The sequence below is a fragment of the Bifidobacterium sp. LH_413 genome, from assembly GCF_056357015.1.
In genome coordinates this window covers 396,664-410,814 of the sequence record NZ_JBKEVK010000001.1, presented here as the reverse complement: position 1 = coordinate 410,814, position 14,151 = coordinate 396,664, and the positions used below count along the sequence as shown (strand labels likewise).

The 14,151-nt window shown below is 67.8% G+C and carries 12 protein-coding genes and 2 riboswitches; of the genes, 7 read left to right on the top strand and 5 right to left on the bottom strand.

The features are described 5' to 3' along the window. Positions 1-14 precede the first annotated feature (14 nt). From AC1AYN_RS01500 to rpoZ, 3 genes are all read right to left on the bottom strand, one after another. The gene (locus AC1AYN_RS01500; RefSeq protein WP_476503199.1) at positions 15-2,417 is read right to left on the bottom strand and encodes a primosomal protein N'; all 2,403 of its coding nucleotides are present in this window, start codon (positions 2,415-2,417) and stop codon (positions 15-17) included. Positions 2,418-2,643: 226 nt separating this feature from the next. Next, positions 2,644-3,870 (bottom strand): methionine adenosyltransferase, encoded by a 1,227-nt coding sequence (metK, locus tag AC1AYN_RS01495; protein ID WP_476502617.1) that lies wholly within the window; start codon positions 3,868-3,870, stop codon positions 2,644-2,646. Further along, a riboswitch (SAM riboswitch) is annotated at positions 3,866-3,935 on the bottom strand. (Overlaps the previous gene by 5 nt.) 181 nt (positions 3,936-4,116) lie before the next feature. Next, positions 4,117-4,446 (bottom strand): DNA-directed RNA polymerase subunit omega, encoded by a 330-nt coding sequence (rpoZ, locus tag AC1AYN_RS01490; RefSeq protein ID WP_101622037.1) that lies wholly within the window; start codon positions 4,444-4,446, stop codon positions 4,117-4,119. A 413-nt stretch (positions 4,447-4,859) separates the two neighbouring features. Here rpoZ and AC1AYN_RS01485 point away from each other — a divergent pair, with 413 nt between their 5' ends. The 7 genes from AC1AYN_RS01485 to ribH all read left to right on the top strand — a co-directional run bounded on the left by AC1AYN_RS01485 (position 4,860) and on the right by ribH (position 11,501). Beyond that, positions 4,860-4,985, top strand: a complete 126-nt coding sequence (locus AC1AYN_RS01485; protein WP_476502616.1) for a hypothetical protein — start codon at positions 4,860-4,862, stop codon at positions 4,983-4,985. A gap of 134 nt (positions 4,986-5,119) precedes the next feature. Beyond that, entirely contained in the window at positions 5,120-5,248 is a 129-nt protein-coding gene (locus AC1AYN_RS01480; RefSeq protein ID WP_476502615.1) for a hypothetical protein, read from the top strand. A 261-nt stretch (positions 5,249-5,509) separates the two neighbouring features. Then, entirely contained in the window at positions 5,510-7,375 is a 1,866-nt protein-coding gene (gene ilvD, locus AC1AYN_RS01475) for a dihydroxy-acid dehydratase (RefSeq protein ID WP_476531638.1), read from the top strand. 97 nt (positions 7,376-7,472) lie between these two features. Beyond that, positions 7,473-7,610: riboswitch (FMN riboswitch) on the top strand. 246 nt (positions 7,611-7,856) lie between these two features. Continuing rightward, complete coding sequence (gene ribD, locus AC1AYN_RS01470) at positions 7,857-8,972, top strand: bifunctional diaminohydroxyphosphoribosylaminopyrimidine deaminase/5-amino-6-(5-phosphoribosylamino)uracil reductase RibD (protein WP_476531636.1); 1,116 nt, start codon at positions 7,857-7,859, stop codon at positions 8,970-8,972. After that, on the top strand, positions 8,953-9,639 hold the full coding sequence (locus tag AC1AYN_RS01465) for a riboflavin synthase (protein ID WP_476531634.1): 687 nt from the start codon (positions 8,953-8,955) through the stop codon (positions 9,637-9,639). The genes ribD and AC1AYN_RS01465 overlap by 20 nt, the downstream gene beginning before the upstream one ends. Positions 9,640-9,667: 28 nt before the next feature. Further along, positions 9,668-10,990, top strand: coding sequence for a bifunctional 3,4-dihydroxy-2-butanone-4-phosphate synthase/GTP cyclohydrolase II (locus AC1AYN_RS01460; protein ID WP_476531633.1), 1,323 nt, complete (start codon positions 9,668-9,670; stop codon positions 10,988-10,990). A 1-nt stretch (position 10,991) separates the two neighbouring features. Continuing rightward, positions 10,992-11,501 carry a 6,7-dimethyl-8-ribityllumazine synthase gene (ribH, locus tag AC1AYN_RS01455; RefSeq protein ID WP_476531631.1) on the top strand — a complete coding sequence of 170 codons (510 nt, stop codon included), beginning with the start codon at positions 10,992-10,994 and terminating at the stop codon, positions 11,499-11,501. Positions 11,502-11,557: 56 nt separating this feature from the next. On the opposite strand, the gene AC1AYN_RS01450 is transcribed toward ribH, so the two are convergent. After that, entirely contained in the window at positions 11,558-12,553 is a 996-nt protein-coding gene (locus AC1AYN_RS01450; RefSeq protein ID WP_476531629.1) for a ribokinase, read from the bottom strand. Between the two features lie 94 nt (positions 12,554-12,647). Then, positions 12,648-14,054 (bottom strand): MFS transporter, encoded by a 1,407-nt coding sequence (locus AC1AYN_RS01445; protein ID WP_476531627.1) that lies wholly within the window; start codon positions 14,052-14,054, stop codon positions 12,648-12,650. Positions 14,055-14,151: the final 97 nt, after the last annotated feature.

Below are 14,151 nucleotides of genomic sequence, written 5' to 3'. Positions count from 1 at the left end.
GTGGAGGCCATACGCTAGATCAGGTCCTTTCTGTCGAGTTGGAAGCGCAGTTCGCCGGGTTCGCGGGCCGCCACGTGGCGTGCGACCGCGGTGCGCAACCGTTCGGCGAGTTCCTCGCGCCGCGCGTGGGGCACGCGGATGACGGCGCGCACGCGGTCGGCGGTCACTTCGAGTTCGCGCGCGTCCACGGTGCGCGGCTGCGGGATCGGCACCGGTCCGAGCACGCCCGGCAGCTCCGGGACCGGCGGCGTCACGTCGACCGGCGTCGATGTGCCGTCACCCGATGTGCTATCACCCGATATGCCGCCGCCCGGCGCGACGTCGACGCCCTGCGGCAGCGGGCAGACGGCCATATCGCCGCCGATCGCCGCGCCGACGGCGCGCAGCGCGTAGTCGACGGCGTCACGCCGCCCCCACACGCAGGCGACGGAGACGACCGGCGGCATGCCGGTCTCGTAGCGTTCGGCGAGTTCGCGTGCGGCGAGCAGCGACGAGTCCCAGAGCATCAGCGACTGCGCGATGGCCGGGTCGGTCTCCCCCAGCAGCAGCGCCTGACCGCCCTGTTCGCGCGGCGCGCACAGTGATACGGCGCGCATCCACGCGGACAGGGTGTCCACGCGCGCGTCCAGTCCCGGCGCGTACAGGCTCGTCCATGCGTCGAGGATCGCGACGGCCGCATAGGGGGAGTAACGGGGTCCGTCGCCCTGCGGCGCGCGCACGCGAGGTTCGGCGCCGGGCGTCGCGATGACGATCACCGGACGGTAGTCGATCTCGCCGATCATGCCGCCCGGTTGGCTGGGCGACGACAACAGGACGGGCACGCCGCGGAACAGGCCACGCAGTTCGTCGGCGGTGCCGGCCGCGCCGACGCGCACGACGCGCAGCCGCTCGCCGTGGCAGTGCGGGCATGTCCAGTTCGAGGCGGCCGCGCCGCACCAGCGGCAGCGCGGCACCGGATTGCCGTTCACACGTTGCAATGGCCCGGTGCAGCGGCGGCATCGCGCCTGCCGCAGGCATTTCGGGTTCGCGCAGCTCAACGCCTCCGACACGCCGTCGGAGGGGATGGAGAACAGGACGGGACCGGAGCGCAGCGCTTCCCGGATGTTGCCGACGGCGACGTGCGGCACACGCGCGCCGATGGACGGGTCGGCGAGACGCGCGAGCTCCTCGCGATTGAGCCATCGCACCCATGGCATGGCGTCACGGAGCACGGTGGGCAGCGGGCGGACGGGTGTGGACGGCCCGCTCACCGCGGTCGTGACGGCGCGCCGCGGCACGCCGGGAATCCCCACGGCCTCCATCTGGCTCAACGGGCTGCGCGCATTGGCGAGCGCGACGAACACGCCGCCATGCGCCTGCGCGCGCAATCTGAGTACGCCGCGCGCATGCGCGTACGGCATCATCCCGTCGGCCTGCTGGTAGGCGACGTCGTCCATGATGGCGAACAGTCCCGGTCCGTCGACGGGCGCGTACATGGCGGCGCGTGGCCCGATCACGCACTTCACCTGCCCGGTGGCGACGGCGAGGTAGGCGCGGTAGCGGTCGACGGGCGGCATCTCGGCGCTGAGGATGGCGACGTCGCCGGTCCAGCCGCCGGTCCCGGCACTGGCGCGCCCCGGTCCGAACGGCGCGAATCCGAGCGCCTGCAACGCGTCGAGCACGTCGTGGGTCTCCTTCATGCCGGGCAGGACGACGACGGCCGCGTGTCCGGCGGACAACGATTCGGCGGCCATCCATGCGAGGGCGCTGGCGGCCTGGCCGACGCCGGGCAGCGGGTCGAAGACGAACGAGCGGAAGGCGCGGGCGTGCAGCGCGTCGCGCAGGTCGCGCACGCCCGCGTCGTAGTGGGCCGACATGCGGTCATAACACACGTCGACGGGCGCGGCAGCGGTCTCTCCCCCAGTCGGCTGCGCCGACAGCCCCCTCGCCAAAGGGGGCCTGGCATCCGAGTGACGCGCGAAGCCGGCGACGAGCCGCTGTTCCTGTTCGACTTTGGCGACGCGCGGCGGCACGGCGAGGCGGAGGATGTTGGCGCGCGTGCCGCCGTACGCGTCGGCGATGAGCGTGATGTCGCGGCGCATGGCGGCGGGGACGAGAATGTCGCCGCCGAGCACGCGCTCGAGATAACGCAGGGCGGAACGCGGCGTGTCCGATGCGGCGGCACGCTCCCAGATCACGCCGTTGACGCGGCGTCCGCCGAACCGGACGCGCACGAGCGCGCCGGGACGGGCGGTTTCGGAATCCTTCTCGTCGATGAGATAGTCGAAGGTGCGGCCCAGATGCGTGGCCTGGATGTCGAGCACGACGCGCGCGATCGGGTCGTGCGCGGCGGGCGTTCGCGCCGCGGGCGCACGACGGCGCCGCTTGCGGGGGGCGAGCCCTTCAAGCGCCAGCTGTTCCGCTTCCATTCCGGTCATGCCCACCATCGTAGCGGTACGCGAAAGGGCCGGTACATACGTACCGGCCCTTCATCGCCCAAGCGTGTCGCGCACTCCCCTCATCCCCATGGTGCGGTTTGAAGGTTTTATAAAACCGCGGAAACAAGCCGTTTTCACCTACCGCACCATGGGGGTTTTACCGCACCATGGGAGTGTGAGCGGGGAGTGAGCGGGGGGTGTGGGTGGGCGACGGGGTGGCGGGAGGTCAGGCGAGGGAGGCGACGGCGGCCTTGAGCTCGTCGACCTTGTCGGTGCGCTCCCACGGGAAGTCGACGTCGACGCGGCCGAAGTGGCCGTAGGCGGCGGTCTTCGCGTAGATCGGGCGCTTCAGGTCGAGCTCGTCGATAATCGCGGCGGGGCGCAGGTCGAACACCTTGCGCACGGCGGCGGCGATCTGGGCGCGGGTCACGCCCTCCTCGGTACCGTAGGTCTCGACGTTCACGGAGACCGGGTCGGCCACGCCGATCGCGTAGGCGACCTGGACCTCGACGCGGTGCGCGAGGCCGGCGGCGACGATGTTCTTCGCCACCCAGCGGGTCGCGTAGGCGGCGGAACGGTCCACCTTGGACGGGTCCTTGCCGCTGAACGCGCCACCGCCGTGGTGGGCGGCGCCGCCGTACGTGTCGACGATGATCTTGCGGCCGGTGAGACCCGCGTCGGCGGCCGGACCGCCGAGCACGAACGAGCCGGTCGGGTTGACGAGCTGACGGTAGTCGTCATGCGCCACGTCGGAGCCGAGCACCTCGTCGAGGATCGGGTCGATGACATGCGCCTTCAGCTGGTCGCGCAGCCATTCCTGCGTGACCTCCGGATCATGCTGTGTGGAGATGAGCACGGTGTCGACGCGCAGCGGATGGTCGTTCTCGTCGTATTCGATGGTGACCTGCGTCTTGCCGTCCGGGCGCAGGTGCGGCACCTCGCCGCTCTTGCGCACCTCGGTCAGGCGGTAGGCGAGACGATGCGCGAGGTAGATGGGCAGCGGCATGAGCACGTCGGTCTCGTCGGTGGCGTAGCCGAACATCACGCCCTGGTCGCCGGCGCCCTGCGCCTCGTAGCGTTCCTCGCGGCTGGCGGCGGACTCCTTCTCGCCGCTCAGACGGGCGACGCCCTGGTTGATCTCGGCGCTCTGGCCGGTGATGGCGACGATCACGCCGCAGGAGTCGGCGTCGAGGCCGACTTCGGAGGACGTGTAGCCGATGCGGCGCAGCGTCTCGCGCACCTTGGACTGGACGTCGACGTAGCCTTCGGAGGTCACCTCGCCGAACACGAGGAACACGCCGGTGGCGGCGGAGGTTTCGACGGCGACGTGGGACTGCGGGTCCTGGCGGAGCAGTTCGTCGAGAATCTCGTCGGAGATCTGGTCGCACACCTTGTCCGGGTGGCCTTCAGTGACGGATTCGGCGGAGATGAGCTTGCGCTCCTGGTTGGTCATATCATCCCTCTTTCGGACTTATCGCCCCGGCTCCGCGGCACGCGGGGCAAGGGCACAATGATACGTTGTGGTTGTTGTTGTCGGGACCGCACGGGATTGGCGCCTGGCGCCATGACGCAGCTTCGCAGCTACGAAAAAGGCCCGCACCAAACCATCGGATGATGGTCGGCGCGAGCCTCAGGTCGTTCGCTCCTGTCGTCCAGTTCTACACGACACGCCGTTTCTGGGCAAGCGTGTGTCGGAAGATCAGTTGCCTTCGGTCAGGTCGTCCTCGCCGAGGGTCTCCTCGAGCAGGCCCTCGTTGATCTCGCGGAAGGCGATGGACAGCGGCTTCTCGTTGTTCTGGTACTCGACGAGCGGGCCGACGTTCTGCAGCAGGCCCTCGTTGAGCTGGGTGAAGTAGGAGTTGATCTGACGGGCGCGCTTGGCGGCGAAGATCGCCAGCGCGTACTTGGAGTCCGCGTGCTCCATGAGATCGTCGATCGTCGGGCTGGCCAGACCGTCGGGGGTGGGGCTGGTGCCGAACTCCTCGTTGCCCTTGACCTCGGTGGTCTCGGTCTCGGTTTCTTCTGCCATATTCATGCTCCAAACCATGGAAAATCTATCTCAACCGCAACAAGTATAGACAGGTGCGGGGACTCCCCCGGCATCGCGACGATCGGCCGCGCGACACGCCGATGGGCCGGAGAATCCGGAAATCCGTTCCGACGGCCGGCGACGGGCGGACGACGCCGACGCCGTCGGAATGGACGGCATGTCAAATCCCAATGATGCCAACGATTCACGGACACCGTGATTGCCAACGTTTGCATCGAACCGGTTCGATACCTGCGGCGATTGCGCTCGCGAATCATCGTCCAACACGCCGGAATCCGAAACTCCCCCTTGCGCAGGTCACGATGGCGCGCTATTCTGAAACCGGTTTCAAACGAAGCCGAGAAAAAACAAGCAAAGCCACCAAGGGGCTTTGACCAACGAAAGGAATTATCATGTCGTTCAAGGATTCCATGATTCGCGGTCTCGCCATGTACGGTGCCAACGCGATGGCCCAGCACTCCATGGGCAACACCAAGGTCCTCTCCGACCTCGTCGAGTCCAACAAGCTCGGCCGCTGAACAAGCGCATAACGCATAAGACTTCGCGGCGCACGTCATCGCAAGCAAGACAACAGGAAACGGGCGTCGCACACCGAAAATTGCAAACGTGGTCATCGGCCCAACGCCATGACCGAACCTGAAAGGAAAACATTATGTCGTTCAAGGATTCCATGATTCGCGGTCTCGCCATGTACGGTGCCAGCACGATGGCCCAGAACACCATGGGCAACACCAAGGTCCTCTCCGACATCGTCAACGACGCGCAGAAGATCGCCCGCTGAAACTGACTTGTCGGCTCGTGCCTGAGCCGACCGCTGCGTGAGAGAGAAGAGAAGACGGGGTTCCGGAATCATCCGGAACCCCGTCTTTCATATGCGTGGGCACCGACGCACATGGCGACGGATCAGCGCGGCACTGCGAAAACCGCTCACGGTGCGGTGACGACGCACGCGGCGTGAGCGTTACCGACGTAACATCCTCGTGAATTCCACATATTGACTCTTGACAAAACGCGTGTCCCGATTAAGGACTTGAATGGAATCATGACCGAAATGCGATCCGCAAAACTCATGTCCGGCCGCGTCTTCGCAGGCGCGCGCGCCCTCTACCGTGCCGCAGGCGTCAGCGGCGACGATATGGGCAAGAAGCCCATCATCGCCATCGCCAACTCCTTCGACGAGTTCCTCCCCGGCCACGTCCACCTCAACAAGGTCGGCCGCATCGTCTCCGAGGCCATCAAGGAGGCGGGCGGCATCCCGCGCGAGTTCAACACGATGGCCGTCGACGACGGCATCGCGATGGGCCACACCGGCATGCTCTATTCCCTGCCCTCCCGCGACATCATCGCGGACACCGTCGAATACCAGTGCAACGCGCACTGCGCCGACGCCCTGATCTGCATCCCGAACTGCGACAAGGTCGTCCCCGGCATGCTGATGGCCGCCCTGCGCCTCAACATCCCGACCGTGTTCGTCTCCGGCGGCCCGATGGAGGCCGGCACCACCGTCCTCGCCGACGGCACCGTGAAGAAGAACACCGACCTCATCTCCGTGATGTACGCCTCCGCCGACGACAACGTCTCCGAGGAGGACCTGCTCAACTACGAGAAGACCGTCTGCCCGACCTGCGGCTCCTGCGCCGGCATGTTCACCGCCAACTCGATGAACTGCCTGACCGAGGCCATCGGCCTCGCCCTGCCCGGCAACGGCACGATCCTCGCCTCCCACGGCTTCCGCAAGGAGCTGTTCCGCAAGGCAGCGCGCCAGGTCGTCAAGATCGCGAACCAGTACTACAAGGATTCCGACGACTCCGTGCTGCCGCGCTCCATCGCCACCAAGCACGCGTTCGAGAACGCGATGACGATGGACGTCGCGATGGGCGGCTCCACCAACACCGTGCTGCACATCCTCGCGATGGCCCAGTCCGCGGACGTGGACTTCACGCTCGACGACATCGAGCGCATCTCCCACACCGTGCCGTGCATCTGCAAGGCCGCCCCGTCCGGCAAGTGGGAGATCTCCGACGTGCACCGCGCCGGCGGCATCTGCGGCATCCTCGGCGAGCTCGACCGTGCCGGCAAGCTGCACAAGGACGTCCATTCGATCGACTACCCGTCACTCGAGGCCAAGCTCGACGACTGGGACATCATGCGCGACACCTGCACGGAGGAGGCCAAGACCCTCTACCACGCGGCGCCGGGCCACATCATCTCCCCCGAACCGTGGACGCACGAGACGCTGTTCGACTCGCTCGACACCGACCGCGAGCACGGCGCGATCCACGACATCGACCACCCGGAGATCCACGAGGGCGGCCTCGCCGTGCTGCGCGGCAACCTCGCCCCCGACGGCTGCGTCGTCAAGACCGCCGGCGTGCCGCAGGAGATCTGGAAGTTCCGCGGACCGGCGCTCGTCGTCGAGTCCCAGGAGGAGGCCATCAAGGTCATCCTCGACGACACGTTGAAGCCCGGCATGGCGCTGGTCATCCGCTACGAGGGCCCGAAGGGCGGCCCGGGCATGCAGGAGATGCTGTACCCGACCTCCTTCGTCAAGGGCAAGGGCATCGGCAAGCAGGTCGCCATGCTCACCGACGGCCGCTATTCCGGCGGCTCCTCGGGCCTGGCCATCGGCCATATGGCCCCGGAGGCCGCGAACAAGGGCCCGGTGGCGCTCATCAAGAACGGCGACATCATCGACATCGACATCGAAGCCCGTTCCGTGAACGTCGAACTGACCGACGAGCAGCTGGCGGAGCGCCGCCGCGAGCTCGAGGCCGGCGACGGCTACGTGGCGCACCGCGACCGCAAGGTCTCGCAGGCGCTCAAGGCCTACGCCGCCTTCGCCCGCTCCGCCGACAAGGGCGCGACGCGCGACCCGGAGCTCATCAACAAGCTCTCCGGCCTCGCCTGATCGGGACCCGTCGCGGCAAAGGCCGACGTCCACTACATGGGACGTCGGCCTTTGCCGTCTACGCCCCGTCCCTATACTGTCGAACCGACAATTCAATACGCATCTTCAGGGCAGGGTGAAATTCCCGATCGGCGGTTCAGTCCGCGAGCATCGATTGATTGCGATCAGCAGTCGTGATGCCGAACCGGTGAGATTCCGGTACCGACAGTCATAGTCTGGATGAAAGAAGCTGCGGCGGCGTGGACCATCGGCCCGCGCGCGCGACCGCATACCGTCGCGTGCGCGCATCGGGCGATGCGCATCATGCGGCCCATCTCGAGCACCCTGGATTTCGAACGGAATCCGGGGTGTTCGCGTTTCGGGGCCGCGAAGCATGACGTTCTCGCCCGATGCCCGGGCAGCCGGAATCAAAACCGGCACACGGCCCCACCGCCATCATGAAGCACCCTGGACATGCCCTATCGCGAGGAAAGGGGATTTCATGGACGATAGGGACCTCATGTCCGTGGCATTGTGCCACGCACGACTCGGAGCGGGCAAGGTCAACCCGAATCCGATGGTGGGAGCGGTCATTGCGCGCGACGGCGCGATCATCGCCACCGGACATCACGACCATTTCGGCGGATGGCACGCCGAACGCGCCGCGCTCGAAGCGGCGAAACGCGACGGCGTCGACGTGCGCGGTGCCACGATCTACGTCACGCTGGAACCCTGCTGCCACACGGGCAAGCAGCCGCCGTGCACGCAGGCGCTCATCGACGCTGGAATCGCCCGCGTGGTGGTCGGCTCCCCCGACCCGAACCCGCTGGTCGCCGGCAAAGGCGTGCGCCGGCTCACGGACGCGGGTATCGAGGTCACGCAGGGTGTGCTGCGCGAGGAATGCGACGCGCTCAACGAAATCTTCCTGCACTACATCACCACGCGCACGCCGTTCGTCATGCTCAAATACGCGATGACGCTCGACGGCCGCATCGCCACCGCATCGGGCCTGTCGCGCTGGATCACCGGCGAGGCCGCGCGCCGCCGCGTGCACGAGGACCGCGGCCGGTTCGCCGCGATCATGGTGGGCGTGGGCACGGTCATCGCCGACGACCCGCAACTCACCTGCCGCATCGACGGCGGTCACGACCCGATCCGCGTGATATGCGACACCGATTTGCGCACGCCTCGCGACGCGGCGGTCGTCGCCACCGCGCGCGAGACGCCCACGATCATCGCCACCTGTTCGACCGACGAGGCCCACGCACAGGCCTACCGCGACGCGGGCTGCGAGATCCTCCACGTGCCGGCCGACGCCGACGGGCACGCCTCCGTCGCCGCCACCGTCGAGACGCTCGGCGGGCGCGGCGTCGACAGCGTGATGATCGAAGGCGGCGGCGAACTCGCCTGGTCCGCGCTGCGCGACCAGGTCGTGACCAAGGTGAGTGCCTACGTCGCGCCGAAACTGTTCGGCGGCCGCGCCGCGCCCGGCCCGGTGGGCGGCGCGGGCGTCGGCGCGCCGGATGACGCCTTCCTCCTCACGCACCGCACCGTCGCCGCGGTGGGCGACGACATCGTCATCGAAGGAGGCGTCGACTATGTTCACCGGAATCGTTGAGGACCTCGGCACGGTCGTCGGATTGGAGAACGGCGCCGACTTCGCGCGACTGTCCGTTGACTCGCCGACGGTGGTGACCGATCGCACGGCGATCGGCGAAAGCATCGCCGTCAACGGCGTGTGCCTGACCGTCACGTCCGTGCGCGGCACGACGTTCACCGCCGACGTGATGCACGAGACGCTGCGACGCTCCTCCCTCGGCTCGCTCCGCCGCGGCGACCATGTGGACGTGGAACGCGCGATGCCCGCCGACGGACGGTTCTCCGGGCACATCGTCTCCGGGCACATCGACGGCACCGGCGTGGTCACGTCGATCACGCGCGACGGCATCGCCGTCGTCTATACGATCCGCGCGCCGTATGCGCTCATGCGGTTCATCGCCGAGAAGGGATCGATCGCCGTCGAGGGGATCAGCCTGACGGTGACGCACGCCGGACGCGACACGTTCGGCGTGTCGATCATCCCGCACACCGCCGCGCACACGGTGCTGGACGAACGGCGCATCGGCGACGTGGTCAACCTCGAAACCGACCCAATCGCGAAATACACGGCGCGACTGCTGGAGATGCCGGCGGACGGCGGCACGGACGGCGTGACGGCCGGGACGGCCGGAGACGCCGGAACGGGCGCAATCACGGCGGACTTCCTCGCCGCGCACGGATTCTGACAACGACAAGACATCATCGAGAACGGACATGACAGATATGACGGACATGACGGAACGCACGCAACACACGAACCCGAACGACCCGGTGGCGCGCGCCATCCGGGACATCGCGGCCGGGCGCATCGTCGTCGTGGCGGACGACGAAAGCCGCGAGAACGAAGGTGACCTCATCTGCGCGGCCCGCCACGCGACGCCGAGCAACATCGCGTTCATGGCCACGCACGGCAGGGGCCTGATCTGCACGCCGATGAGCCCGGAGCTGGCGACGCGGCTCGACCTGCCGCCGATGTGCACGGCGAACACGGACAACCACCACACGGCGTTCACCGTGTCAATCGACCACGTGACCACCTCCACCGGCATCAGCGCGCGCGACCGCTCGCTCACCGCGCTGGCGTGCGTCGACCCGGACACGCGGCCGCAGGACTTCCGCCGACCCGGCCACATGTTCCCGCTCGTCGCACGCCCCGGCGGCGTATTGGAACGCAACGGGCACACGGAGGCGACCGTCGACCTGGCGCGACTGGCCGGACTCGAGCCGTGCGGACTGTGCTGCGAGATGATGAAGGCCGACGGCACGATGATGCGTCGCGACGACCTGCAACGGTTCGCCACCGAGCACGACCTGGCCTACATCACCATCGCGCAGCTGCAGGACTACCGCCGCACGCACGCGTTCCCGCACACGGTGCGCCGCGTGGCGCGGGTGAACCTGCCCACCGAATACGGGCGGTTCACGATGGTCGGCTACGAGTCGGACGACGGCGGCGAGCACGTGGCGCTGGTGATGGGCGACGACATCGTCTCCGGCGAGCCCGTCCTGTGCCGCATCCACTCGCAGTGCCTGACCGGCGACGTGTTCGGCTCGCAACGCTGCGACTGCGGACCGCAGCTGCACGAGGCGATGCGGCGCGTCGCCGAGGCGGGACGTGGCGTCATCCTGTACCTGAGCCAGGAGGGACGGGGCATCGGACTACTCAACAAGCTGCGCGCCTACGAACTGCAGGAGCGCGGATTCGACACGCTCGACGCGAACCTGGAACTCGGATTCCCCGCCGACGCGCGCGAATACGAGACCGCGGCGGCCATGCTGCGCGACCTCGGCGTCGCGTCGGTCGACCTGATGACCAACAACCCGGACAAGATCGGCCAGCTGGAGCAGGCGGGGATCGTCATCGCCTCGCGCGTGCCGATCGTCATCCCCGCGAACGCGTACGACGCGAACTACCTGTCCACCAAGGAACACCGGATGGGGCACCTGCTGGGAGCCCTGTCGGACATGACGAACCTGTCCACTATGACGAACATGGCGACCACGACAAACCTGTCCACCATGACAAAGGAGAACTGAAATGACCGTATTCGAAGGACAACTGGTAGCCGGCGCTGCTTCCGCCGCCGGTGACGATTCCGCCGCCAAGCCGATCCGCATCGGCATCGTGGCGGCGAGGTTCAACGAGTTCATCACCTCGAAGCTGCTGTCCGGCGCGCAGGACGGCCTGCGCCGCCACGGCGTGGCCGACGAGGACGTGGATGTGGCGTGGGTGCCCGGATCGTTCGAGATCCCGATCGCGGCCAAGCGCATGGTGTCCACCGGACGCTACGACGCGGTGATCTGCCTCGGCGCGATCATCCGCGGCAGCACCTCCCACTACGACCTCGTGTGCAACGAGACCGCGAAGGGCATCACGCAGGTGTCGCTGAACTCGGACGTGCCCGTGCTGTTCGGCGTGATCACCACCGAGAACATCGAGCAGGCCATCGAACGCGCCGGCACGAAGGCCGGCAACAAGGGCTTCGACTGCGCGCTCGGTGCCATCGAGATGGTCAATGTGCTGCGCGCCATCAGCGCCGGGGAGTAGGCTCACCGACGCTCGGGTGGTGGTACGCCGGACGGCGAGCGCCACCACCCGATGTGTCACCGCCCGGCGTACCAGTCGCGGATCGTCGACGCGTCGCCGTAGGACGCCTGCGCGCCGCGCCCGGTGGCGGCGTAGGCGGAGACCACGGAGGCGAGCGCCGCGCTGTCCGCAAGCGTATAGCCGGAGGCGAGGCCGGCGAGCACGGTGCCCATGAAGGCGTCGCCGCAGCCGGTGGTGTCGACCGCCTCGACGCGCGTCGGCGCGATGCGGGAGAACCCGCCCTCCGCCGCGGCGTCGAGCACCACGGACCCGTCGCCGCCGAGCGTGACGATGGCCCGGTCGAAGCCGAATCCGCGCATGCGTTCCGCGGCGGCGGCCCAGTCGAAGCCGGACCAGTCGCCGTCGGCGGGCTCGGCGAGGCCGAGCATCTGCGCCATCTCGTGCTCGTTGACGAGCAGGATGTCGGTGAGCCCCACGAGCTCGGCGGGCAGCTCGGGCCGGAACGGCGAGTTGTTGAGCAGCACGGTCCTGCCGGCCTCGTGCGCCAGTCGGGCCGCCTCGATGACGGCCTCCATCGGGCTTTCCAGGCACAGGCCGAGCACGTCGGCGCCGGTCAGCGCCACACGCACGGACTCGACGTACCCGGCGTTGACCTGCGCGTTGGAGCCGGGCGAGTAGACGATCATGTTCTCGCCGCCTTCGTCGACGGCGATGACCGTCGTGCCGCTGGGGCCGGGCACGCGGCGCACGTGCGTGGTGTCCACGCCGGCCTTGCCGAGCTCGCCGAGCAGGAAATCGGCGTTGGCGTCGGAGCCGACCGCGCCGAACATGCGCACGTCGGCGCCGATGCGCGCGGCGGAGGCTGCCTGGTTGCCGGACTTGCCGCCGGGCAGCACGGTGAGCGGGCCGCCGGTGACGGTCTCCCCCGGGCCGGGCAGGCGCTTGGTGGCGACCGTGTAGTCGGCGTTCATCGAGCCGATGACGGACACGGTGCCGTGGATGTTCTCGAGCATGGTGGTGATGTTGTGCTGCGACACGGGATTGCCTTTCATTCGGAATCGTCGGGAGGGGCGCCCTGGTTCATCGGGGTCCGGGACCGCCCATGTCCCCGGGCCGGCCGCGACCGGCCCGGGGACGGGGCGCACGTCACTTCGCGTAGATGTGCTTGCGGACGATGAGGTAGTAGATCACACCGACCAGCGGCACGCAGCCGGCGATGATGAGCAGGTTGGAGTAGCTGGCGGCCGCGCCGGTGGCCCCGATGACGCTCGAACCGGAGAACGCCTGGCCGCCGAGCAGGCCGCCGAAGACGGCGATGCCGATGGAGCCGGTGACGTTCATGACCAGGTCGTTCATGCCCACGCCTCGGCCGGACTCGTCCTGGGGCAGTGTGCCGAGCACGGTGGAGACGACCGGCGAGTACATGAGGCCGCAGCCGGCGTAGAACACGCAGGCGAACAGGGTGAGGACCACGAAGCCGTCGTTGACGGCGAGGCCCGCGCCGATGAAGCCGACGGCCATGAGCGTGCCGGCGATGGCGAGGGACGGCTGCACGCCGATTCTGCCGACGATGGCGCCGGAGCAGATGCCGAAGGCGGCGGCCACGAGGAACGCGAACACGATGTGCATGGAGACCTGCGAGGTGCTCATGCCGTACACGTTCGCGCCGATGGCGTTGAACACCGGGGAGGCGAAGTAGTTGACGAAGTAGAACACGAGGATGAGCGCGATGGCGCCGATCCAGCGCGTGTTGCGGAAGAACGCGGGGGTGACGAACGGGTGCTCGGCCTTGTTGATGTACACGGCGAAGGCGACGAACAGCACGGCGGCGACGACGAGCATCCAGATCGCGTTGTAGGAGAAGTACAGGGTGAGGAACGCCACGGCGAAGCCGACGAGCGTGAAGCCGAGCCAGTCGACCTTCTCGCCGTTGCCCTGCTTGTCCGGCAGGTTCCTGAGCAGCAGCGGCAGGAACAGGATGGTGACCGACGGGATGAGGAACAGGTACTGCCAGGCGATGGCGCTGAGCATGCCGGCGGCGAACACGCCGATGGAGGCGGAGATCTGGTAGCCGGCGGTGAACAGGCCGAAGAAGATCACCTTGAGCGACGGCTTGAGGTATTTGCTGGCCACGACGAGGAACACCGAGCCGGCGACCTGCTCGCCCGCCGTCTGCAGCACGCGGGCGACGATCACGGTCCACAGGTTCGCGGTGAAGAGGAAGTTCGCCACGAAGCCGAAGACGGAGCCGACGAACAGGGTGATCAGGCCGACGACGACGAGCTTCTTCAGGGAGACGAAGTCGCCGAGTGAGCCGTAGATGAAGCACACGATGCCGAGCACGATGCCCGGGATGGCGGTGATGAGCGAGGCCTGTGCGGGCGCGCCCACGTCCTGGCCCACCTGGGTGAACACCAGATTGAAGCCCTGCAGGCACAGGGTGCCGAGGATGAAGGTGATGAGCAGCGGGATGAGGGCCTTGACGGCCATGTCGTTGCTGGTCTTGGGGTCCGCCCACGGGTCGGCGGGGACGGTCGCTTCGTTGCGTGACATGTTGGTTCCTTGTGTCGTTGGTTCGGTGTGTTTCGTTCGGGTCGTGACGCGGCGGGGACGGGAGGGCGTCGGGTATGGCACCCTCCCGTCGCCCCCG